This is a genomic window from Paraprevotella xylaniphila YIT 11841, from assembly GCF_900683745.1.
Classification (GTDB): Bacteria; Bacteroidota; Bacteroidia; order Bacteroidales; family Bacteroidaceae; genus Paraprevotella; species Paraprevotella xylaniphila.
In genome coordinates this window covers 1,927,505-1,949,906 of record NZ_LR215980.1, presented here as the reverse complement: position 1 = coordinate 1,949,906, position 22,402 = coordinate 1,927,505, and the positions used below count along the sequence as shown (strand labels likewise).

Below are 22,402 nucleotides of genomic sequence, written 5' to 3'. Positions count from 1 at the left end.
GAAGGGGCTAGGTTGTGCTGGTTCTTGTCCTACTCGTATTGACGGAATTAAGATGATTTGTTTGAATTTAACAAACCCTCAGACTGGAGTGCCGCGCTGCCAATGCTCTTAATCCCTTACTGTTGTAGAGATGTGTTAAAATAAGCACTTAAAAAAAACTACAGCTTGTAATTGATGAATAGACCTTATATCGGATAAGGTTTTAGGGGGATTCCCCCTGTTCTTATTCTAATAAACTCTAATATAAAAGAGCCGTATTGAACTTTAAAAGTAATGATATGGCTCTTTTATTTGGTAGTGAAGATGGCTGCATGTTGGGTTAAGGGATTTTTTATAAAAATAATTTTAGCACAAGTTGATATTCTTAAAAAAATCAGAAATGAGGTGTTTTTTATTTATAATATATGTATTTGTTTTTATGAGTTCCTTTTATGGTCAAAGGATAAAGTATAATGTGTGGGGTACATTGCCAAATCAATACGAGCAATGCCGTGTTGTGTTATCCCATTATTCAGGTCTTGGGATATATAAACGAGATACGATGCTTACTTCTGATGGGTGCTTCTTTTTTAAGGGGGAAGTTCCAAAGGTGGAACTGGCTGATTTGCATTGTGAATTGAATGGGGATATTTTGTATTCAACAGAACTATTTTTAGATGGAAGTGATTTAAGGGTAGAAATTGATTCTATTTGTAATGTTTATGGATCGGAATGGAATAATTCATTATTTCTGCTGTTTAAGAATCCATTCGTGGAGCTTGAAAATATATATAAAAAAATTAATTCAAGTCAATCTTTTTTAAACATAAAAGAAAAGGAGGCTATGCAGGCAATGATACTTGGATATGCGAGATATCAAAAGTTATTGGTTTTAAGGAATTGGTCTTCTTTTGATTATGGGGTTGCTTTGTTGAATAAATATTGGCAAGAATTGGATTATGATGATTGGAGTTATATTTTATCAAATCCTTTTAATGTTTTATATAGAGATTCTGTTTTATGTCATACCGTACGTGAATATTGTAACAAGGTAGAGTCTATACAATACTTGAATCTGAATAAATATGCGCTGTCCGAAAAAAAAATTGGAGGTGTTCATGTACAAACGGAAAATGGAAAGGATGGCATCTTGTCGGATTTGATAAGAACCGAGAACTTTGTTCTTTTTGATATTTGGGCTACATGGTGTGCTCCTTGTGTCGCAGAATTACCTGAACTTAAAAGGTTTAAAGAAAATATTGGTAAAGATAATGTTTTAATAGTAGGTTTATCTTGTAATTCTGAGCAAGAACAGGAAGAGTGGCTTTCTCATATAAGGAAACATGAGTTAGATTGGCTTAATTTTCGTCTGAATACAAATTTGGTTGACTTTTTGGGGAGTTATGCTCTGCCTTTTTATATTTTAACGAAATCTGATTTAAGCATTGTTGTATCTGGAAGTTTAGATGTGATAGAGGATTTTTTTTTAAAGAATGCGGTTTTATTGAAGTGAATTATGTTTTTCCCTTTTTATAGTCAGCAAGACGTTATTGATTGTGGCCCTTCTTCATTGAGGATGATAGCCAAATATTATGGTAAATATTATTCGGCACAAACCTTGCGTGAACGTTGTTTTATAACTCGTGAAGGAGTATCGATGTTGGGGATTAGTGATGCTGCAGAGGCTATCGGTTTCCGTACGGTGGGGGTGAAAATTACTTTTGAGCAATTGGCGGAAGATGTACTGTTGCCTTGTATCTTGCATTGGAATCAGAATCATTTTGTTGTGTGTTATGATATCAAAAAACGAAGAAAGGGAAAATACACAATTTACATTGCTGATCCTGCTTCTCAGCGTTTAAAATATACGAAAGAAGAATTCCTGAAGTGTTGGATTTCAACTTGTAATGAAAATGAAGAGAAAGAAGGAATGGTTTTAATGTTAGAACCAGGAACCGATTTTTGGGAAATTCCAGAAGAAAATAGTGGCAAGACAAGGGACTTGGCATATTTTGTCCGTTACCTGACACCTTATAAAAGACAGTTTGCCCAGTTGATTTTAGGGATGGTTGTAGCCAACGGATTGCAAATGGTGTTTCCTTTCCTCACCCAATCATTGGTGGACGTAGGTATACAGGATAATAATTTGAGTTTTATTACGCTGATTTTGATAACCCAACTCATGTTGTTCGTAGCCCAATTGGCAGTGGGTTTTATCCAAAGTTGGATTTCATTGCATATACATAGCCGTATTAACATCTCTTTGATTTCAGATTTCCTGATGAAGTTGATGAAACTTCCGTAGCATTATTTCGATACGAAGATGACGGGGGATATAATGCAACGTATTGGCGATCATGGACGTATTAAAGGGTTTCTCATGGGAAATTCCATCAGTATAGTGTTCTCCATCGTTAATTTTTTCGTGTTCGGGGCTATTTTGGGGTATTATCATCCTTTGATTTTGGGAATTTTCTTGTTTGGAAATACGCTTTATGTTTTGTGGGTTTTGTCGTTCATGAGGTACCGTCGGGAGCTGGACATCAAACGTTTTAACCAAGCTGCCAGTGAGCAGAGTAAAATTATCCAGTTGATACAGGGTATGCAGGAAATCAAATTGAATAATTGTGAAAAACAAAAACGTTGGGAATGGGAACGCATACAAGTAAAGTTGTTCAAAATCGGTATAAAGGGATTGAGTATTGGGCAGATACAACAAGTGGGTTCTGTGTTTTTTACACAAACTACAAGTATCATCATCTCATATTTGGCGGCCAAGGCGGTCGTGGAAGGAGAGATGACATTAGGAATGATGATGGCACTCACTTATATTATAGGCCAAGTCGCAGCCCCAATAGGCAGTTTCATAGGCTTTGCCCAGGCATTTCAGGATGCCAAAATAAGTCTGGAGCGGCTCAACGAGGTGCATGGGAAGGAGGATGAGGAACAGACTATCTTATCGAAAATCGATACACTGCCGGAGGTGAAGGATATTTTTGTGGAAAATCTAACCTTTAGTTATAGTGGGGCTGACCGTGATTATGCTTTGGAAGATATTACATTGACTGTACCGGAGCGCAAGGTGACGGCTATTGTTGGCGCGAGTGGAAGCGGAAAAACAACGCTTATCAAACTTTTACAGGGCTTTTATGAACCGAATAAGGGGAATATAAAGATAGGGGAAACCCCGTTGAGTATGATTAACCCCCATTTATGGCGGGGAAAGACCGGAAGCGTGATGCAGGATGGTTATATATTCTCTGATACCATAGCCAAGAATATTGCGGTAAGTACGGACGAGGTGGATAAGGAACGGTTGAGGCATGCCGTAAAAACGGCGAATATCCAAGATTTTATCAACTCTTTACCTTTGGGGTATAATACAAAAATAGGTATGGAAGGTAACGGGGTGAGCCAAGGGCAGAGGCAACGTATTCTCATTGCCCGTGCAGTGTATAAAAATCCGGAATTCCTTTTTTTTGACGAGGCTACGAATTCCCTTGATGCAAACAATGAAAAGGTAATTATGGAGAATTTGCGGGAGTTTTACCGTGGAAAGACTGTGATCGTGGTGGCGCACCGTTTGAGTACGGTGAAAGATGCGGACAAGATTATCGTACTGGATAAGGGACATGTGGTAGAAGAGGGTACACACCAAGAATTGGTCGAGCGGCAGGGGGCATATTACACATTGGTGAAAAATCAATTGGAACTGGGAAACTAAAGAATCCGGGAATATGGAAGAACTGAAAGAAGAGAAACAGATAGAACTGAGAAGCGAGGAGGTGCAGGAAATCATGGGGCAGGTTCCCCCATGGATACAGCGTTGGGGTATCACTGTAATGGCTTTCCTTATGGTTTTGTTTTTGGGGATTAGCTGGTTCTTTAAGTTTCCACAGTCGTTGAATGCCCAAGTGACATTGACGACGGCAACGCCACCGGCAGAGTTGCATGCCCGCAGTAGCGGGCAGTTGGATTTTGTGGCTGTGAAAGATAAAGAACGGGTGGAGGCAGGAACCGTTTTGGCTGTTATACGGAACACGGCGAATTTCAGGGATATGTCTGAATTAGCTACTTTGTATCATAATTGGAAAAGTGGGAAAATTACTGTGGATTCGATGTGGGTGTTTTTGGAACGGAAAGAATGGCAGGCCGGAGAGTGGCAGTCGGTGTTTTTGGCTTTCAAGCAGAGTTTGGAAAATTACCTGAATTATCAAAAAAGGAATTATTATCCACGCAAAATAGCCTTAAAAAAAGAGGAACGGGCTAAAAGAAAAGATATGGAACATCATAAAAGGGAAGAAATGATGTTGGGAGAGAAGCAGGCCGAGGTGGCCCGGAAGATATATCTTAGAGATTCGGTGTTGTTCAGCAAACAAATAGGATCGGAAGAGAGTTATGACGAGGCTTTGCAGGCTTATTTGCAGAGCCGTAGAAGTGTGTTGGATAACATGTTGAATCAAAAGGAAATGAGTATGCAACGGATTCAAGAAAAGGAAACGGAATTGGATTTGGAGCACCAATATGAAGAAACTGCTTCGGCATGTCGTCAAGCCCTGTGGGCGGCCGGGGAGCAGTTGGAAGCTCAGTTAAAAGCTTGGGAACAAGCTTATGTGTTGAGAAGCCCTATAACCGGGAATGTGAATTTGATGGGAATCTGGAGCAGCAATCAGCATGTTGCGGCAGGAGAATTAGTCTTTATCGTCTTGCCGGAAAAACCGGATGCTCCGATAGGAAAAGCCTTATTGCCTGCTGCCGGAGCAGGAAAGGTGGAAAAAGGGCAGCGAGTGAATGTCCGGTTGAATAACTTCCCGGATAAAGAATATGGCTTTTTAGTAGGGCGGGTGAAGGGGGTGTCGGATATTCCCGACGAAGAAAGCAATTATTTCGTAGAAATCGAATTTCCGAAAGGATTGACAACCAATTACAAAAGAAAGTTGCCGATGTCGAAACAGATGGTAGGAACGGCACAGATTATTATCAAAGACAAGAGGTTGATAGAAACATTCGTAGAGCCTGTCAGCAAAATCATAAGGGAGCATAGGTAAGATGAAAAAAAGATGGAAATATGTAGGGGGGATGATTTGTTGGATGGCCGGTGCCATAAATCTGCCAGCGATAGAATTGAATTTGCCTCAAGCCATACGTTTGGCGAACGACAGCTCTATAGAGGCATTCCGTTCACAAAACCTATATTTGTCTAAATTCTGGGAATATCGTAATTACCGGGCAAGGAGATTGCCGAGTTTGACGCTAAATATGGTACCGATGCAGTATAATCGTGATATTGTGAAACGCTATGTATCTGATTTAGATAGGGATGTCTATCGTACTCAGCAATCCTTATATTCGTATGGCAATTTATCTGTGACACAAAATCTGGATTGGACGGGCGGTACATTTTATATAGATTCTGAAATCGGATTCTTTCGTAATTTTGGCCAGATTACGACCAACCAGTTTTCTACCGTACCTATCCGTGTGGGATACTCCCAAAGTTTGGTGGGTTATAATCCCTTCAAATGGGAAAGGCGGATAGAGCCTGTAAAGTTTGAACTGGCTCAAAAAGAATTGATATATAATATGGAAGGGGTGGCCGTGTCCGTCGTATCTTATTTTTTTTAATTTGGCGTTAGCAATGGCGGATTGTGAGCAGGCAGAGAAATATGAGGAGGTTTGCCAAAAGTTATATGAAGATGGTTTGGAAAAAGTGAAACAGCATGCTCTTTCAAAGACAGAACTGTTAACGTTGGAATTGGCTCTTATTGAAGCTAAAAATACTTGTATTACTTATGAAAATACAAGAAGCAAGGCCGCCTTTGCCTTGACATCTTATTTGAATCTTCCACAAGGGGAAGATGTGAGAATCCAAGTACCGGAAGGCATTCCTGTTGATTTCATTTTCAGGGAAAAAGCATTGTATTATATGCGTGAGAATCATCCGGTATATCGAGAACAACAGCAGAAAATCATAGAGGCACAACAGAATGTAGATAAAACCCGGAAAGAACGTTTTATGGAAGCTAATATAGACTTGAGTGTAGGGTTTAACCAAGTTGCAGATGAAATAGGGAGTGCGTATCGGAGGCCGATGCAGCAGGATATGGTGTCGGTTGGAGTGAAGATTCCATTAGTGGATTGGGGGATAAGGAAAGGTAACTATAAAATGGCACAAAATAATCTCAAAGTTGTAGAAAGTGCTGCGCGGCAGGAGGTGTTGGCTGTGGAAGAAGAAATTATTTCAACCGTGAACGATTATAATGCACAGATACAAGTGTGGCGAGCTTCCAAGCGTGCAGTGGAGTTGGCCGACAAGGTGTACTGTGAATCGTTGGAACGTTTCCGTTTGGGGCGTGATGATGTGGATGTGTTGTGGGAAGGGATGCTTAAAGATAAAGAGGCGAGGAGAAATTATATAAGTGCTCTATATGCTTGTTGGTTGTCTTTTTATAAGATACGTCAGATGACATTTTTCGATTTTCAGGATCAGTGCCTTATACATATTGAAGAATAGTGCTTAAATTGGGCAGAAAGGGTTTATTTGAATCTTTATAGCGTTTGTAATATATGAAAAGCAGAAAACTGTCTTTCCTGACTTTTCATATATTAGATTTTATGCTTTTATTATTCGGAAACTATACTGGGTAGTAGCAAGGCATTGCGAGGTATTCTCATTTATTGGCCTCTTTCACCTTTCGGAAGAGGTCCGAGGCGAAGATGAAGCTGTTCAGGCGTTCGTTGGTCGAGTTCATGATTTCGTCTTTGTTGCCCTGCCATTCTTTTCTCCCTTCATATATATATAGTATGTTTTCTCCGATGCCCATTACGGAATTCATGTCGTGCGTGTTGATGATAGTGGTCATGTTGAATTCCACGGTGATGTCGTGAATCAGCTCGTCTATCACCAGAGAGGTTTTGGGGTCGAGACCCGAGTTCGGTTCGTCGCAGAACAGGTATTTGGGATTGAGGGCGATGGCTCTTGCAATGGCCACACGCTTTTGCATACCGCCGCTGATTTCGTCCGGGAACTTCTTTTGCGCTTCGAGCAGGTTCACCCGGTCCAGACAAAACTGGGCGCGTTTCACCCGTTCGGTATATGAGTCCTTGGAAAACATATCTAGCGGGAACATGACGTTTTCCAACACGGTCATGGAGTCGAAGAGGGCTGCGCTCTGGAATATCATTCCCATTTCGCGGCGGAGCATCTTCCATTCTTGTTTGTTCATCGTCACCAAGTCGCGTCCGTCATAAAGCACCTCACCGTTGGTGGGACGGAACAATCCCACGATACACTTCATCAGTACCGTCTTTCCGGAACCGCTCTGACCGATAATCAGGTTTGTCTTCCCGTTTTCAAACACACTGTTGATGTCTTTCAGTACTTCTTTGTCCTCGAAAGACTTATATAACGATTTAACTTCGATCATCAGGATAACAATTGAGTGAGTAACACATCGGAAAACAGGATAAGCACGCTGCTGCTCACCACGGAGTCCGTGCTGGCTTTTCCCACTTCCACGGAACCGCCTTCTACCGTATAGCCGTAAAAGGCCGATACGCTGGTGATGACGAAAGCGAAGAAGATGGACTTGATGAATCCCATCCATACGTACCATTCGTTGAAGTCATGTTGCAATCCCAACGTCAGGTCGTCCATCGTGATGACCTGGCCTATGATGGACGTGGCATAAGCTCCTACGAATCCGGAGAAAATACTGAAACAGACCAGGAAGGGCATCATGGTCATCATACCCAACACCTTGGGCAGGATGAGGTAATTGGCAGAGTTGACCCCCATGATTTCAAGGGCGTCGATTTGCTGTGTGACGCGCATGGTGCCGATTTCGGAAGCAATGTTGGAACCTACCTTTCCGGCCAATATCAGGCACATGATGGAAGAAGAAAACTCCAATAGCATGATTTCGCGGGTCGTATATCCCGTGACGAACTTAGGCATCCACGGGCTTTGGATGTTCAGCTTGATCTGGATGCAGATTACTGCGCCGATGAAGAAGGATATCAGGAGGACGATTCCGATGGAGTCTACGCCCAACTGGCTCATTTCCTTAATGTATTGTTTGAAAAACATCCGCATCCTTTCGGGGCGTGAGAAAGTGCGCCCCATCAGCATCAGGTAACGGCCGAATGTAGCCAAACTTTTGTTGAATAGCATGTCCAATTCTTTTTAAATCACACAAAATTAATGAAAATCCGCTAAAAAGAGGCGGCGGGCGGAAATACTTTTGTGCAAGGGGCTGCTTTTTAATACAATTTTCGTATTTTTGTACGCAAATTTGTAGTTTATGGCAGAAACTCTTTCTCAAGACAGTCAGAATGCAGGGTTGGTGCTCCGTACGGAGGGCTTGGTGAAGACGTACGGCAAGCGTACGGTGGTGAATCATGTGTCGTTCGATGTCAAGCAGGGAGAGATTGTGGGGCTTCTCGGGCCGAACGGGGCCGGAAAGACGACTTCTTTTTATATGACTACGGGATTGGTGGTGCCTAACGAGGGGCGTATCTTCATCGGAGATTTGGAAATCACGAAGTTCCCGGTCTACAAGCGTGCCCGCAATGGTATCGGTTATCTGGCGCAGGAGGCATCTGTATTCCGTAAGATGACGGTGGAAGACAACATCGCTTCCGTGTTGGAGATGACGGGCAAGCCGAAAGAATACCAGAAGGAAAAGTTGGAAAGCCTGATTTCGGAATTCAGCCTGCAGAAGGTGCGCAAGAATTTGGGCGACCGGCTTTCGGGGGGCGAACGGAGACGGACGGAAATCGCGCGTTGTCTGGCCATCGACCCTAAATTTATTATGTTGGATGAACCTTTTGCCGGCGTAGACCCTATTGCCGTGGAGGATATACAGTATATCGTGTGGAAACTGAAAAAGCGCAATATCGGCGTGTTGATTACCGACCACAACGTGGAGGAGACGCTCTGTATTACCGACCGTGCTTATTTGCTCTTCGAGGGACAGATCCTTTTTCAGGGTTCTCCTCAGGAATTGTCAGAGAATGAGGTCGTTCGTGCCAAATACTTGACGAACAGTTTCGTGCTGCGCCTGAAAGACTTCCAGAAGATAGATGAAGAAAAAAGTGCGCAAGGGCTTTGATTTATTAAAAGATAAAGGCTATCTTTGCACGCTTGTTGTGCAATACAAATTAATATAATAGTAATCATATATAAATAATTAGATTTCAAAATGAATATTTCATTAGAAAACATTGACAAGGTGAGCGCGGTGCTTACCATTAAGATGGAAAAGGCCGACTATGCCGACAGGGTAGAGAAGGCTTTGAAGGATTTCCGCAGAAAAGCAAGCATGCCGGGTTTCCGTCCGGGACAAGTGCCCATGGGACTGTTGAAAAAACGTTTCGGCAAGGATATTACGGCGGAGGAAGTAAACAAGTTGCTAGGTGAGAAACTGTATGCTTACATCAAGGAAAACAATCTGAATATTTTGGGCGAGCCGCTTCCGAGCGAAGACCGTCAGCAGGATATTGACTTCGATACGATGGAAGAGTTTTCGTTTGCTTTCGATTTGGCTTTGGCTCCCGAGTTCAAGGCTGAACTGAGCGGTGAAGACACGGTGGATTATTATGACATCCAGGTGGATGACAAAATGATCGACGGCCAAGTGAAGATGTACACCCAACGTGCAGGTAGTTATGACCATGTGGACAGCTACGAAGCTAAGGACATGGTAAAGGGGCTGTTGGCCGAACTGGATGAGAATGGAAATACGAAAGAAGGTGGTGTACAGGTTGAAAATGCCGTCTTGTTGCCTGAATATATGAAGAACGACGAGCAGAAGGCCGTGTTCAACGGTTGCAAGGTGAACGACGTATTGGTCTTCAATCCGAACAAGGCATACGACGGCCATGACGTGGAAATCGCTTCGTTGTTGAAAATCAAGAAGGAAGATGTGTCGGCTATGACTTCGGATTTCAGTTTCCAAGTGCAGGAGATTACACGTTTCAAGGAAGCTGAATTGAATCAGGAGTTGTTTGACCAAGTCTTTGAAAAAGGTACGGTAACGAGCGAAGAAGCGTTCCGTAATAAAATCAAGGAGATTTTGGCAGAACAGTTTATGGCAGACAGTGACTATAAGTTCATTTTGGATGTACGTACTTACCTGACGAACAAGGTGGGCAAGTTGGAATATCCCGATGCTTTCCTGAAACGTTTCATGCGTGTAAGCAATGCGGACAAGGGCGAGAAGTTCGTGGAAGAAAATTACGACAAGAGCATCGAAGAGCTGACTTGGCACCTGATTAAGGAGCAGTTGGTGAAGGCTTATGGTATCAAGGTCGAGAAAGAAGACTTGATTGCTACGGCCAAGAATATCACGAAGATTCAGTTTGCCCAGTACGGTATGATTAACGTGCCGGAAGAGATGTTGGACAACTACGCCAATGAAATGCTGAAAAAGCAAGACCAGGTAGAGTCTTTGGTAAACCGCAGCGTGGAGATCAAGTTGTCGGCCGCATTGAAGAATGTCGTGAAGTTGAACCACAAAGAAATCAGCGTAGAGGATTTCAACAAGTTGTTCGCTTGATTCGAGCGGGGCAGGTTTAATTTTGTGAAATAAGTATAAGGAAGGAAACCCCCGGACATATTTTTCGTACATTTGCTCGAAAATGGCGGAAGATTGTTCAGGTGTTTCCTTTTTCCGCATAAATAGTTTGACTATGGAAGATTTTAGAAAGTATGCAGTGAAGCATTTGGGCTTGAACAGCCAGGTGCTGAACGACGTAGTGAGCGCGCAAAACCAATATCTCAATCCCTACATTCTGGAAGAGCGTCAGTTGAACGTGACACAGATGGATGTGTTTTCCCGCTTGATGATGGACCGTATCATATTCTTGGGAACCCAGATAGATGATTACACGGCCAATACATTGCAGGCCCAGTTGCTTTATTTGGATTCGGTGGACCCGGGAAAGGATATTTCCATCTATATCAATTCGCCCGGCGGTTCGGTGTATGCCGGATTGGGTATTTATGATACGATGCAGTTTATCAGCAGTCCCGTAGCTACGATTTGCACGGGCATGGCAGCGTCTATGGCAGCCGTCCTGTTGGTGGCCGGAGCCGAAGGCAAGCGGTCGGCCTTGACCCATAGCCGCGTGATGATCCATCAACCGATGGGTGGGGCACAGGGACAGGCCTCGGACATCGAGATAACGGCGCGTGAGATTCAGAAATTGAAGAAAGAGCTTTATACGATTATCGCAGAACATTCTCATACCGATTTCGACAAGGTGTGGGCTGATTCCGACCGTGACTATTGGATGACGGCGCAAGAGGCCAAAGAGTATGGTATGATAGATAGTGTTTTGGTCCGTAAGAAACCGGAAGCGGCTAACGATGTCCTTAATCCGTAAATGCAATGGCAATGAAGAAAGCATGTTCTTTTTGCGGCAGGGCGGAGCGCGATGTGCCTTTGCTCATTACCGGGGTGAATGGTTTTATATGCAGCGACTGTGCGCAACAGGCTTACCGGATTGTGAAAGATTCTTTGCCCGTGGAGCACAAGGAGAAGGATGATTTGGGGTTCGATTTGGCTGAGTTGCCCAAACCGCGCGATATTAAGGCTTATCTGGACCAGTATGTCATCGGGCAGGATGATGCCAAGCGTAATCTTGCCGTGGCGGTTTACAACCATTATAAAAGATTGGCACAGCAGACATCGGACGATGGAGTGGAAATCGAGAAATCGAATATAATCATGGTGGGAAGCACCGGAACGGGAAAAACCCTTCTGGCCCGTACCATAGCCAAATTATTGCATGTACCTTTCACGATAGTGGATGCTACTGTGTTTACCGAGGCCGGCTATGTAGGGGAGGACGTAGAGAGTATCCTATCCCGTCTGTTGCAGGTGGCCGATTATAATGTACAGGCCGCCCAACGGGGTATTGTCTTTATCGACGAAATCGACAAGATAGCCCGTAAGAGTGATAATCCTTCCATCACGCGTGACGTGAGCGGGGAAGGGGTACAACAGGGTCTGCTGAAACTTCTGGAGGGTTCGATGGTCAATGTGCCGCCCAAGGGGGGACGCAAGCATCCGGATCAGGATTACATCCATGTGGACACGCGTAACATCCTGTTCATCTGCGGAGGGGCATTTGACGGTATCGAGAAGAAGATAGCCCAACGGATGAATACGCATGTGGTCGGTTATAACTCGGTGCAGAATATGCAGCATATCGACAAGTCTAATCTGATGAAATATATCCTTCCGCAGGACTTGAAGTCTTTTGGGCTGATTCCGGAAATCATAGGCCGTTTGCCGGTGCTGACCTATTTGAATCCGCTCGACCGTACGGCATTGCGCAATATACTGACGGAACCGAAGAACTCCATCGTGAAGCAGCAGGTCAAGCTCTTTGAAATGGATGGCATTAAGCTGTCTTTTGACGAAGATACGTTGGAGTATATTGTGGACAAGGCTGTGGAATACAATCTCGGTGCCCGCGGATTGCGCTCCATCATGGAGAGTATCATGATGGATGCGATGTTTGAAATCCCCTCCAAGAAAGTAAAGACGTTCAAGGTGACATTGGATTATGCTAAAAAGCAATTGGAGAAGGCTAACCTTTCCGGTTTGAAAGCAAGTTAACAGGAGGGCGTTCGCGGAATTTTGAGTTAAGAAATGAAGAAATCCTGAAAATAGTTTCCCAATAATTTGCAAATATGAGGTGTTTGTTTATAACTTTGTTAGGGGCAACAATGTTAAACCTGAGTTTGATTTTATTGGAAAACTATTGATATGGATACAATGCTGAATTTGACAGAACCTCTTAAGCGGTATTTTGGCTTTGAAACCTTTAAGGGCGATCAGGAAGCCATCATACGCAATGTGTTGGCAGGCAAGGATACTTTTGTGCTGATGCCTACCGGCGGAGGAAAATCGTTGTGTTACCAGTTACCGTCTCTTTTGATGGAAGGTACGGCGATTGTCATATCGCCTTTGATTGCTTTGATGAAAAATCAGGTGGATGCAATCCGGGCGGTGTGCGGAGATGACGGCGTTGCCCATTATCTGAATTCGTCTCTGAACAAAGGGGCGATAGATATGGTGAAGAGTGATATTCTGCGCGGGAAGACCAAGTTGCTTTATGTTGCCCCGGAATCGTTGACGAAAGACGAGAATGTGGATTTTCTCCGGAATGTGAAAATTTCGTTTTATGCGATAGACGAGGCGCATTGTATATCGGAATGGGGGCACGACTTCCGGCCGGAGTACAGGCGGATTCGCCCGATAATCAACGATATCGGTACGGCACCAGTAATCGCTTTGACGGCTACGGCAACCGATAAAGTGCGCGGCGACATCAAAAAGAACTTGGGGATGACGGATGCCAAGGAGTTTAAGAGCTCTTTTAATCGTCCGAACCTGTATTACGAAGTAAGGAACAAGACAAAGAATGTAGATAAGGATATTATCAGATTCATCAAACAGCGTCCGGGGAAGAGCGGTATTATTTACGCTTTAAGCCGTAAGAGGGTAGAAGAATTAGCCGAAATACTCCGGGCGAACGACATTAACGCGAGGGCTTATCATGCCGGAATGGATTCGGCTACCCGGTCGCAGACGCAGGATGATTTTATCATGGAGCGTATTGATGTCATTGTGGCTACCATTGCCTTTGGCATGGGGATAGACAAGCCGGATGTACGCTTTGTGATTCATTATGATATACCCAAGAGCCTTGAAGGGTATTATCAGGAGACCGGTAGGGCCGGACGTGACGGAGGAGAAGGTTTATGCGTAACTTATTATGCCTACAAGGACCTTCAGAAGTTGGAGAAGTTCATGGAAGGCAAGCCTGTGGCCGAACAGGATATCGGGCGTCAGCTCCTTTCGGAGACAGCTGCTTATGCGGAATCTTCCGTGTGTCGTCGTAAGTTCTTGTTGCATTACTTCGGTGAGGAATATCATGAGGAGAATTGTGGTAATTGTGATAACTGTTTACACCCGAAAAAGAAAGTGGAAGCAAAGAGTCAATTAAAGGAACTGCTTGAGGTTGTACAAGCAGTGAAAGAGAATTTTAAGGCAGATTATATTATAGATGTATTAGTTGGTAAGGAGACAGACGAGGTTATCGCTCATAAGCATGCCGATCTGGAGTGTTTCGGATGCGGTGACGAACATGAGGAAAAGTTTTGGAATGCCGTAATCCGGCAAGCATTGATAGCCGGTTATCTGGAGAAGGAGATTGAGAATTACGGCATCCTGAAGTTGACGGCAAAAGGTCGTAAGTTCATGAAGAAGCCGGAATCTTTCATGGTTTCGGAAGACAATGAGTTTGAAGATGATGCCGAGGAGGTTGTAAGCCGTTCCGGAGGAGGTACAGGCGTGACAGACCCGGCGTTGTTCAATGCGTTGTTGGACTTGCGTAAGAAAATGTCCAAGAAGTTGGATGTGCCGCCCTATGTCATTTTCCAGGATCCTTCGTTGGAGGCGATGGCTACGATGTATCCGGTCAGCATAGAGGAGTTGCAAAACATTCCGGGTGTCGGTGCCGGGAAGGCAAAACGTTACGGAAAAGAGTTTTGCGATTTGATACGCCAACATTGCGAAGAGTATGAGATTGAGCGCCCGGAAGACTTGAGGGTACGTACGGTAGCCAATAAGTCGAAGTTGAAAGTGAGTATCATTCAGAGTATCGACCGTAAGGTGGCGTTGGACGATATTGCGTCGGCTAAGGGGATTGATTTCAATGAACTGTTGGATGAGATAGAGGCGATTGTTTATTCCGGGACGAAACTGAACATCGACTATTTCTTGGATGAGGCAATGGACGAAGACCATTTGTTGGATATTTATGATTATTTCAAAGAGTCGGAGACGGACAGCTTATCTGTTGCCATGGACGAGTTGGGGGATGATTATACAGAAGAAGAAGTCCGTTTGGTGCGAATCAAATTTATTTCTGAGATGGCAAATTGATAACAGGCGAAACGATTTTTGAAAAAGATAAAGAAGTAAGGGCGTAAACAAAAGCTGTTTGCGCCCTTTTTTGTGGCATATTGTTTTTGCAGAATGATTTGGTAGTTCGGTAGAAGTTGCGTATCTTTGCCGTGCAGTATTATAATAAATGTATTCATGAACCAACAAGCCCTAATATATCACATGTTGTGGGACGTAAAGAGGATTTCTCCTTTTTGCGAGCGTTTCCTCGTGCATGTGCACTGGTTCAGTGGTTTTATTTGAAAGGGGTAAGTTCGGAATAAATTCCTCTGTGGTACTGTTCGTATGAAGGGCACGCAGGATGCTATTCTTTTTCCGAACATTTTTTCGTGAGATTTTTAGAAAGTACGGCTGGTTCTTTGAGAGAAGGGCGGGTCGGAATGTCTTACCCTTTTAATGTGTTTCGTGTATGTTTAAGATTATATCTATTATGTTTGTCGGATTGGGGACTGGTTATTTGTTGCGTGACTTGAAACTCATGCGAAAAACGGAGAAGACCATTCCGTTGACTGTTTTTGCTATGCTTTTTATTTTGGGGATGTCGGTTGGGTCGAACAGTTTAATCGTCAGTAATTTGGGACGGTTCAGCGGACAGGCGGCTTTGTTGGCTTGTTTCAGTGTGTTGGGAAGTATCATAGCAGCTTGGTTGGTATATTATCTTTTTTTTAGGAAAGGAGGAGAATGATGAAAGGAAGTATGATTGTTTGCTTGTTCTTTTTGTTAGGTTGTCTGATAGGTTTTGGTGCCCACATGCAATTCGATACGCACAATCTTTCGATGTACATATTATATGCTTTGATGTTTCAGGTGGGCATCAATATAGGCAGCAATGAGGACTTGAAGGGTATGTTGGTTCATTTTACTCCGAAAATGTTGATTGTTCCTTTGGGTACGATCATCGGAACGTTACTCTTTTCGGCTTTAGCCAGTTTGTTATTAAGCCAATGGAGTGTGTTTGACTGTATGGCGGTAGGGAGTGGTTTTGCTTACTATTCTTTGTCTTCCATTTTGATTACCCAGTTTAAAGAACCGTCGTTAGGCCTTCAGTTGGCGACTGAATTAGGGACAATTGCATTGTTGACCAATATCTTTCGTGAAATGATGGCATTGTTGGGAACTCCTCTCATCCGTAAATGTTTCGGGCAGTTTGCTCCGATTTCGGCAGCAGGGGTTAATTCGATGGATGTGCTGTTGCCTTCTATCCTGCGCTATTCCGGCAAGGATATGATGCCTATTGCTATTCTGCATGGCGTTTTAATTGATTTAAGCGTACCTGTATTCGTATCCTTCTTTTGTAGTCTGTGAAACATGAAGTAAACAAGTGCTAAGGCTGCCATGCTGTTTTTGAAATGGTATGGCTGCCTTTTATCACAAAAAAAATAAAAAAAGTCGCTATTTCATATAAAAATGCGTATATTTGCATGCAATAAATTTAAAGCCTATGTCATCTTTTATTGCAGATAAAATTGTAATGGACGGATTGACTTACGATGATGTATTGTTAATCCCCGCTTATTCAGAAGTTTTGCCACGTACGGTGGAGTTGACCACAAAGTTTTCTCGTCACATTGAATTGAAAGTTCCCTTTGTCACGGCTGCAATGGATACTGTAACCGAGGCTCCAATGGCTATTGCTATTGCCCGTGAAGGAGGTATCGGTGTGATTCATAAGAATATGTCCATAGAAGAGCAGGCTCGTCAGGTGGCTATTGTGAAACGTGCGGAAAATGGTATGATTTATGATCCGGTGACGATTAAACGCGGGCGTACGGTGGGAGATGCATTGAATATGATGAGCGAGTATCATATCGGAGGTATTCCCGTTGTAGACGATGAAAACAAACTGGTGGGTATCGTTACGAATCGTGATTTGCGTTTTGAGCAGAATCCCGACCGTAAGATAGATGAAGTGATGACTTCAGAGAATCTGGTTACGACGCATCAGCAGACAGACCTTTCGGCTGCGGCCAAAATCTTGCAGGAGAATAAAATTGAGAAATTGCCTGTGGTGGATAAGGATGGCCGGTTGGTTGGTTTGATTACTTATAAGGACATTACGAAAGCGAAAGACAAACCAATGGCTTGTAAGGATGAGAAGGGGCGTTTGCGCGTGGCGGCAGGAGTCGGAGTAACTACTGATACGTTGGACCGCATGCGTGCCTTGGTGGAAGCCGGAGCTGATGCTATTGTGATTGATACGGCACACGGTCATTCCAAATATGTGGTTGAGAAATTGAAAGCCGCCAAGGCTGAATTTCCGGATGTGGATATCGTAGTGGGTAATGTGGCTACGGGAGAAGCTGCTAAAATGTTGGTGGAAGCGGGTGCCGACGGTGTGAAAGTCGGAATCGGCCCGGGTTCTATTTGTACAACTCGTGTGGTAGCCGGTGTCGGAGTGCCGCAGTTATCGGCTATTTACGATGTCGCCAGTGCGTTGGAGGGTACGGGAGTTCCTTTGATTGCGGACGGCGGATTGCGTTATTCGGGTGATGTGGTCAAGGCATTGGCTGCCGGAGGATATTGTGTGATGATTGGTTCGTTGGTGGCTGGCACGGAAGAATCTCCGGGCGATACTATTATATTTAATGGTCGTAAATTCAAGTCTTATCGGGGCATGGGTTCTCTTGAAGCCATGGAATGCGGTTCAAAAGACCGTTATTTTCAGGCGGCAGTGAAAGATGTGAAGAAATTGGTCCCGGAAGGAATTGCCGGTCGTGTACCCTATAAAGGAACAGTTCAGGAGGTCATCTTCCAATTGATAGGTGGGCTGCGTTCCGGAATGGGGTATTGTGGTGCCAATACGATAGAGGAATTGCATCAGGCGAAGTTCGTGAGAATCACGAATGCCGGTGTGCTTGAAAGCCATCCGCACGATGTGACTATTACGAGTGAGGCTCCGAATTATAGTCGTCCGGAATGATGAAAATGATGAGGAAGTTTGCACTTTGGTGTTGCTCGTTATGCCTGACGGGCATCTTATATGCAGAGGGGAATGATCCTGTTGTCATGAAAATCAATGGGAAGGATGTCTCTCGTTCGGAATTCGAGTATAATTTTAATAAGAATAATGGTGAGAATGTCGTAGATAAGAAGACCGTTGATGAATATGTGGATTTGTTTGTGAACTATAAGTTGAAAGTGGAAGCAGCATTAGATGCCCGTTATGATACGCTTTCTTCTTTTAAGAAAGAGTTCCGGACTTATCGTGACCAACAGATACGTCCTTATTTCGTGTCGTTGTCGGCAGAAGAAAAAGAGTTGAGGCGTTACTATGATGGAATGAAGGCTTCCATTGGCCCGGACGGCTTGGTACATCCTGCCCATATCATGATTTTAGTGGCACAGAAAGCTACGCCGGAAGAACAGGCAAAAGCAAAAGAACGCATAGATTCCATTTATACAGCCTTGCAGCGGGGGGCTGATTTTGCAACTTTGGCCAAGCAATGTTCTGCCGACAAAGGTTCTGCCGCTCGAGGAGGCGATTTGGGAGGGTGGTTTGCCAAGGGGCAGACTTTGAAAGAGTTTGAGGATGTTGCCTTTTCTCTGAATAAAGGTGAAATGTCGAAACCTTTCCTGTCACCGATGGGATACCATATCGTGTGGATGAAAGACCGGAAGCAGCTTGAGCCGTATGAGGAGTTAAAGCCGCAATTGCAGCGTTTTTTGGAAAGCCGGGGACTTAAAGAGCGTGTGGCTTCGATAGCCATAGATTCTTTAGTAAAAAGATCGTCCGGACAATTGACAGAAGAAGATGTGATAGAGCAAAAGGCGCGGGAGCTTTGTGCTAAAGACGAAAGCCTGAAGTATCTGGTTCAAGAGTATCACGACGGACTTTTGCTATATGAGATAAGTACGCGCGAGGTTTGGGACAAAGCCGCCAAGGATACGGTCGGATTGGAAGCTTATTTCAAGGCCCACAGGTCGAAGTATAAATGGGATGAGCCGCGCTATAGAGGGGTGGTGTACCATTGCAAAGACAAAGGGTTGGTGAAAGACGTACGAAAACTGTTGAAATCGGTGGATGAGGCTCAATGGATAGATACCTTGCGTGCATCTTTCAATCAGGACTCCGTAAAGCAAATCAGGGTTGAAAAGAATTTGTTTAAGAAAGGAGACAATGCTTTTGTGGATTATCTGGTCTTTAAGGAAAAGAAAGAGCCCAAGGCTTCCCAGGCTTATCCGTATACGGCTGTGTACGGCAAGAAGTTGAAGAAACCTAAAGAATGGACAGACGTGCGTGGGGAGGTGGTCTCAGATTATCAAGCAGCTTGCGAAGCGGAGTTTGTACGCAGATTGCGGGAAACCTATAAGGTTGAAATATATAAAGAGGTTTTAAATACAGTTAACAAGCATTGAAGCAGCCTTGAATAACATTATCTTCGTAGGCAGTTTAGAACAAGTAGTATATGAATCTTTTTAAGAAGTTATTATATGCATTTGTATTCCTTTTTGGAGGGATACAAATGCATTTGTTTGCACAAAGCCCGAATAACGTGGTGGATGAAGTTATTTGGGTGGTGGGCGACGAGGCAATCTTGCGTTCTGATGTGGAAGCAGCCCGTATGGATTTCGGGGCGAACATCTCCGGTAATCCTTATTGTGTCATTCCCGAACAGTTGGCCATACAGAAGTTATTTTTGCATCAGGCACAGTTAGACAGTGTGGAAGTCGATAATTCCCAGATTTCCGCCAGCATGGAGGCACGTTTGAATGAATTGATCATGCGTGCCGGTTCTAAAGAGAAGTTGGAAGAATATTATCATAAGACGATGACGCAGATTCGTGAGATGATGTTCGAATCTCTTAAAGAACAATACACGGTACAAAAAGTACGGGAGAACTTGACTTCGGACATCAAGGTGACACCAGCCGAAGTGCGGCGTTATTTTAAGGATATGCCGGAAGATAGTTTGCCGTGGATTTCCGATCAGGTGGAAGTGCAGATTATAACGCAACAGCCACGTATTCCTCAGGAGGAAATCGAACGGGTAAAGGCGGAATTGCGTGATTATACAGACCGCGTCAATAATGGAGAGTCCTCATTTTCCACTTTAGCCATCCTGTATTCGGAGGATCCGGGTTCAGCCCGCTATGGAGGAGAAATGGATTATGTGGGGCGTGGAGAACTGGATCCGGCTTTTGCCAATGTCGCTTTCAGTTTGACCGATCCTAAGAAGATATCGAAAGTCGTGGAATCCGAGTACGGGTTCCATATCATTCAGTTGGTAGACAAGCGTGGAGATAAGGTAAAAGTACGTCATATACTACGTAAGCCCAAGTTGGCCCAAGCAGATATTGATACGACGATGGTGCGTATGGATTCAATAGCCGAGGATGTCCGTAAGGAGAAATATTCCTTTGAGGAGGCTGCTACTTTCTTGTCTGATGATAAGGACAGCCGTAACAACCGGGGATTGATGACGAATGTGAAGTTCGACCAGTCGGTGGGTGACCAAATCCGTACTTCCCGTTTCCAGTTACAGGAATTGCCGGCCGAAGTGGCCAAAGTGGTTTCCACGATGAAGACCGGAGAGATTTCCAATCCTTTCTTGATGGTTAACTCTAAGGGCAAGGAAGTATGTGCCGTGGTAAAATTGAAAACGCATATTAAAGCACACCGGGCTTCTATGTCGGAGGATTTTCAAGTGCTGAAGGACGTGGTCATGGCCAAGTTGCAGGAACAGAAAATCAATCAATGGATAAAAGATAAACAGAAATCCACTTACATACGTATTAACGAAGGTTGGGGGGATTGTGATTTTGAATATCCCGGATGGATAAAATGAAAGATAAAAAACAGAATAAAAGAATAAACGGCGGGCATAGATTACTTTTCTTTTGTATTCTATGCCTGTTTGGGCTTTATGTTGCGGTGTCTTATGCCGGAGAACAGACGCAGCGGGAGCAGTCGGCGACAAAGGTTATTTTGTTGCATACGGATAACCTTACGTATGACCAGTACCGGCATCCCGGTGCACAAATATTGACGGGGAATGTACAGTTCCAACACGACGGGGTGCTGATGTATTGCGACAGTGCTTGTTTTTATGAGGCCACGAACTCATTCGATGCTTTCGGGCATGTGAAGATGGTACAGGGGGATACGTTGGATTTGGTGGGCGACATGTTGCTGTATAACGGTTTGGACCAGTTGGCCCGTGTCCGCCACAATGTGGTACTGACACATCGTGAATCCAAACTCTATACGGACAGTCTCGATTACGACCGCCTGTATGAACTGGGATATTTTTTCGAAGGAGGAAGGTTGGTAGACAAGGACAATGTGCTGACTTCCGATTGGGGGCAATATAGTCCGCCTACGCGCCAGGCCGTGTTTAATTATAATGTGAAGTTGGAGAACCCGAAGTTTACGTTGATTTCCGATACGTTGAACTATAATACCCAGACGAGTATGGCAGAGATTGTCGGTCCTTCCAATATCGACAGCGGCGACAATCATATTTATTCCGAGTCGGGCTTTTACAATACTCAGACAGAGGAAGCCATCCTGCTCGACCGTTCCATTGTGACCAACAAGGGACGCAAGATGGTGGGCGACAGTTTGTATTATGACAGCAAGTCCGGTGTGGGAGAAGGTTTCCGTAATGTGGTCTACACCGACGAGGTAAATAAGAACATGCTGACAGGAAATTATTGTTACTACAACGACAGTACCGGTTATTCCATGGCGACGGATAGTGCGGTAGCTATAGATTATTCGCAACGTGATACGATGTACATGCATGCCGATACGTTCAAGGTGTACACTTTCTACATGGATACCGATAGCATGTACCGCGAAGTCCGGGGCTACCACAAGGTGCGTTCTTACCGTATGGATGTCCAGTCTGTTTGCGACTCTTTGGTGTTCGATTCGCGTGATACCTGTATCACGATGTATCGCGATCCGATCGTATGGAACGGAGGGCAGCAAGTGTTGGGAGAGGTGATTAAAGTTTATTTGAATGATTCCACCATAGACCGGATTCATGTCATAGACCAGACTCTTTCCGTGGAGCGGATCGACTCGGTGCATTACAATCAAGTGGCGGGGAAAGAGATGATCTCCTATTTCCGTGACGGGGAGATGTATGAGACGTGGGTGAACGGCAACGTTTATGTCGACTATTATATGTTTGACGACGACAGCTTGATGATAGGATTGAACTATACGGAAACAACGGAACTTAAACTGTTCATGAAGGATCGGAAAATGGAGAAAATATGGATGCCGGCCTCCACGGGGGTAATCTATCCGATAGTCATGATACCGCCCAACCGGCTCTATTTGTCCAATTTTGCCTGGTTTGACTATATCCGTCCGTTGAACAAAGACGATATATTCGTATGGCGTCCCAAGAAGTCCGGAACGGAACTTAAGGCGTCTTACAAGCACAAGGCACCTTTACAATCTTTGGATCAAATCAAAAAGAAATAGT

At 44.2% G+C, this 22,402-nt stretch carries 17 protein-coding genes and 1 pseudogene; 16 read left to right on the top strand and 2 right to left on the bottom strand.

Annotated elements, in window-relative coordinates; genetic code table 11:
- Positions 1–379: 379 nt before the first annotated feature.
- The 5 genes and pseudogenes from E0E47_RS08280 (at position 380) to E0E47_RS17555 (ending at position 6,493) form a co-directional block, all read left to right on the top strand.
- Positions 380–1,492, top strand: a complete 1,113-nt coding sequence (locus E0E47_RS08280; RefSeq protein ID WP_130893426.1) for a TlpA family protein disulfide reductase — start codon at positions 380–382, stop codon at positions 1,490–1,492.
- A gap of 3 nt (positions 1,493–1,495) precedes the next feature.
- A pseudogene (locus tag E0E47_RS08275) lies at positions 1,496–3,703 on the top strand (peptidase domain-containing ABC transporter).
- 13 nt (positions 3,704–3,716) lie between these two features.
- Positions 3,717–5,027 (top strand): HlyD family secretion protein, encoded by a 1,311-nt coding sequence (locus E0E47_RS08270; protein WP_130893425.1) that lies wholly within the window; start codon positions 3,717–3,719, stop codon positions 5,025–5,027.
- A gap of 1 nt (position 5,028) precedes the next feature.
- The gene (locus E0E47_RS17560; protein ID WP_232038375.1) at positions 5,029–5,604 is read left to right on the top strand and encodes a hypothetical protein; all 576 of its coding nucleotides are present in this window, start codon (positions 5,029–5,031) and stop codon (positions 5,602–5,604) included.
- An 85-nt stretch (positions 5,605–5,689) separates the two neighbouring features.
- The gene (locus E0E47_RS17555; protein WP_232038521.1) at positions 5,690–6,493 is read left to right on the top strand and encodes a TolC family protein; all 804 of its coding nucleotides are present in this window, start codon (positions 5,690–5,692) and stop codon (positions 6,491–6,493) included.
- Positions 6,494–6,650: 157 nt separating this feature from the next.
- Here the strand turns inward: E0E47_RS17555 and E0E47_RS08260 are convergent, their stop codons facing one another.
- The gene (locus E0E47_RS08260) at positions 6,651–7,406 is read right to left on the bottom strand and encodes an ABC transporter ATP-binding protein (protein WP_008625810.1); all 756 of its coding nucleotides are present in this window, start codon (positions 7,404–7,406) and stop codon (positions 6,651–6,653) included.
- Positions 7,406–8,152, bottom strand: a complete 747-nt coding sequence (locus E0E47_RS08255) for an MlaE family ABC transporter permease (RefSeq protein ID WP_008625809.1) — start codon at positions 8,150–8,152, stop codon at positions 7,406–7,408. The genes E0E47_RS08260 and E0E47_RS08255 overlap by 1 nt, the downstream gene beginning before the upstream one ends.
- Before the next feature lie 130 nt (positions 8,153–8,282).
- Between E0E47_RS08255 and lptB the strand changes: the two genes are divergently transcribed.
- The 11 genes from lptB to E0E47_RS08200 all read left to right on the top strand — a co-directional run bounded on the left by lptB (position 8,283) and on the right by E0E47_RS08200 (position 22,401).
- Positions 8,283–9,092 carry an LPS export ABC transporter ATP-binding protein gene (lptB, locus tag E0E47_RS08250; RefSeq protein ID WP_130893424.1) on the top strand — a complete coding sequence of 270 codons (810 nt, stop codon included), beginning with the start codon at positions 8,283–8,285 and terminating at the stop codon, positions 9,090–9,092.
- Between the two features lie 90 nt (positions 9,093–9,182).
- On the top strand, positions 9,183–10,538 hold the full coding sequence (gene tig, locus E0E47_RS08245; protein WP_130893423.1) for a trigger factor: 1,356 nt from the start codon (positions 9,183–9,185) through the stop codon (positions 10,536–10,538).
- A 133-nt stretch (positions 10,539–10,671) separates the two neighbouring features.
- Complete coding sequence (clpP, locus tag E0E47_RS08240) at positions 10,672–11,367, top strand: ATP-dependent Clp endopeptidase proteolytic subunit ClpP (protein WP_130893422.1); 696 nt, start codon at positions 10,672–10,674, stop codon at positions 11,365–11,367.
- Positions 11,368–11,372: 5 nt separating this feature from the next.
- Positions 11,373–12,608, top strand: coding sequence for an ATP-dependent Clp protease ATP-binding subunit ClpX (gene clpX, locus E0E47_RS08235; protein ID WP_130893421.1), 1,236 nt, complete (start codon positions 11,373–11,375; stop codon positions 12,606–12,608).
- A 150-nt stretch (positions 12,609–12,758) separates the two neighbouring features.
- Positions 12,759–14,942, top strand: coding sequence for a DNA helicase RecQ (gene recQ / locus E0E47_RS08230; RefSeq protein ID WP_008625799.1), 2,184 nt, complete (start codon positions 12,759–12,761; stop codon positions 14,940–14,942).
- Between the two features lie 430 nt (positions 14,943–15,372).
- Positions 15,373–15,648, top strand: coding sequence for a LysO family transporter (locus E0E47_RS08225; protein ID WP_008625798.1), 276 nt, complete (start codon positions 15,373–15,375; stop codon positions 15,646–15,648).
- Entirely contained in the window at positions 15,648–16,268 is a 621-nt protein-coding gene (locus E0E47_RS08220) for a LysO family transporter (RefSeq protein ID WP_087944070.1), read from the top strand. The genes E0E47_RS08225 and E0E47_RS08220 overlap by 1 nt, the downstream gene beginning before the upstream one ends.
- A gap of 136 nt (positions 16,269–16,404) precedes the next feature.
- Entirely contained in the window at positions 16,405–17,883 is a 1,479-nt protein-coding gene (gene guaB, locus E0E47_RS08215; RefSeq protein WP_008625787.1) for an IMP dehydrogenase, read from the top strand.
- The gene (locus tag E0E47_RS08210; RefSeq protein WP_130893420.1) at positions 17,880–19,319 is read left to right on the top strand and encodes a peptidylprolyl isomerase; all 1,440 of its coding nucleotides are present in this window, start codon (positions 17,880–17,882) and stop codon (positions 19,317–19,319) included. Before guaB ends, E0E47_RS08210 begins: the two co-directional genes overlap by 4 nt.
- Positions 19,320–19,369: 50 nt before the next feature.
- Positions 19,370–20,749, top strand: a complete 1,380-nt coding sequence (locus tag E0E47_RS08205; protein WP_008625785.1) for a peptidylprolyl isomerase — start codon at positions 19,370–19,372, stop codon at positions 20,747–20,749.
- Positions 20,746–22,401 carry an OstA-like protein gene (locus E0E47_RS08200; protein ID WP_232038374.1) on the top strand — a complete coding sequence of 552 codons (1,656 nt, stop codon included), beginning with the start codon at positions 20,746–20,748 and terminating at the stop codon, positions 22,399–22,401. The genes E0E47_RS08205 and E0E47_RS08200 overlap by 4 nt, the downstream gene beginning before the upstream one ends.
- Position 22,402 lies beyond the last annotated feature (1 nt).

Coding starts and splice junctions, on each gene's coding strand:
- E0E47_RS08280 (WP_130893426.1), top strand. CDS start 380: ATGAGGTGTTTTTTATTTATAATATATGTATTTGTTTTTATGAGTTCC.
- E0E47_RS08270 (WP_130893425.1), top strand. CDS start 3,717: ATGGAAGAACTGAAAGAAGAGAAACAGATAGAACTGAGAAGCGAGGAG.
- E0E47_RS17560 (WP_232038375.1), top strand. CDS start 5,029: ATGAAAAAAAGATGGAAATATGTAGGGGGGATGATTTGTTGGATGGCC.
- E0E47_RS08260 (WP_008625810.1), bottom strand. CDS start 7,406: ATGATCGAAGTTAAATCGTTATATAAGTCTTTCGAGGACAAAGAAGTA.
- E0E47_RS08255 (WP_008625809.1), bottom strand. CDS start 8,152: ATGCTATTCAACAAAAGTTTGGCTACATTCGGCCGTTACCTGATGCTG.
- lptB (WP_130893424.1), top strand. CDS start 8,283: ATGGCAGAAACTCTTTCTCAAGACAGTCAGAATGCAGGGTTGGTGCTC.
- tig (WP_130893423.1), top strand. CDS start 9,183: ATGAATATTTCATTAGAAAACATTGACAAGGTGAGCGCGGTGCTTACC.
- clpP (WP_130893422.1), top strand. CDS start 10,672: ATGGAAGATTTTAGAAAGTATGCAGTGAAGCATTTGGGCTTGAACAGC.
- clpX (WP_130893421.1), top strand. CDS start 11,373: ATGGCAATGAAGAAAGCATGTTCTTTTTGCGGCAGGGCGGAGCGCGAT.
- recQ (WP_008625799.1), top strand. CDS start 12,759: ATGGATACAATGCTGAATTTGACAGAACCTCTTAAGCGGTATTTTGGC.
- E0E47_RS08225 (WP_008625798.1), top strand. CDS start 15,373: ATGTTTAAGATTATATCTATTATGTTTGTCGGATTGGGGACTGGTTAT.
- E0E47_RS08220 (WP_087944070.1), top strand. CDS start 15,648: ATGAAAGGAAGTATGATTGTTTGCTTGTTCTTTTTGTTAGGTTGTCTG.
- guaB (WP_008625787.1), top strand. CDS start 16,405: ATGTCATCTTTTATTGCAGATAAAATTGTAATGGACGGATTGACTTAC.
- E0E47_RS08210 (WP_130893420.1), top strand. CDS start 17,880: ATGATGAAAATGATGAGGAAGTTTGCACTTTGGTGTTGCTCGTTATGC.
- E0E47_RS08205 (WP_008625785.1), top strand. CDS start 19,370: ATGAATCTTTTTAAGAAGTTATTATATGCATTTGTATTCCTTTTTGGA.
- E0E47_RS08200 (WP_232038374.1), top strand. CDS start 20,746: ATGAAAGATAAAAAACAGAATAAAAGAATAAACGGCGGGCATAGATTA.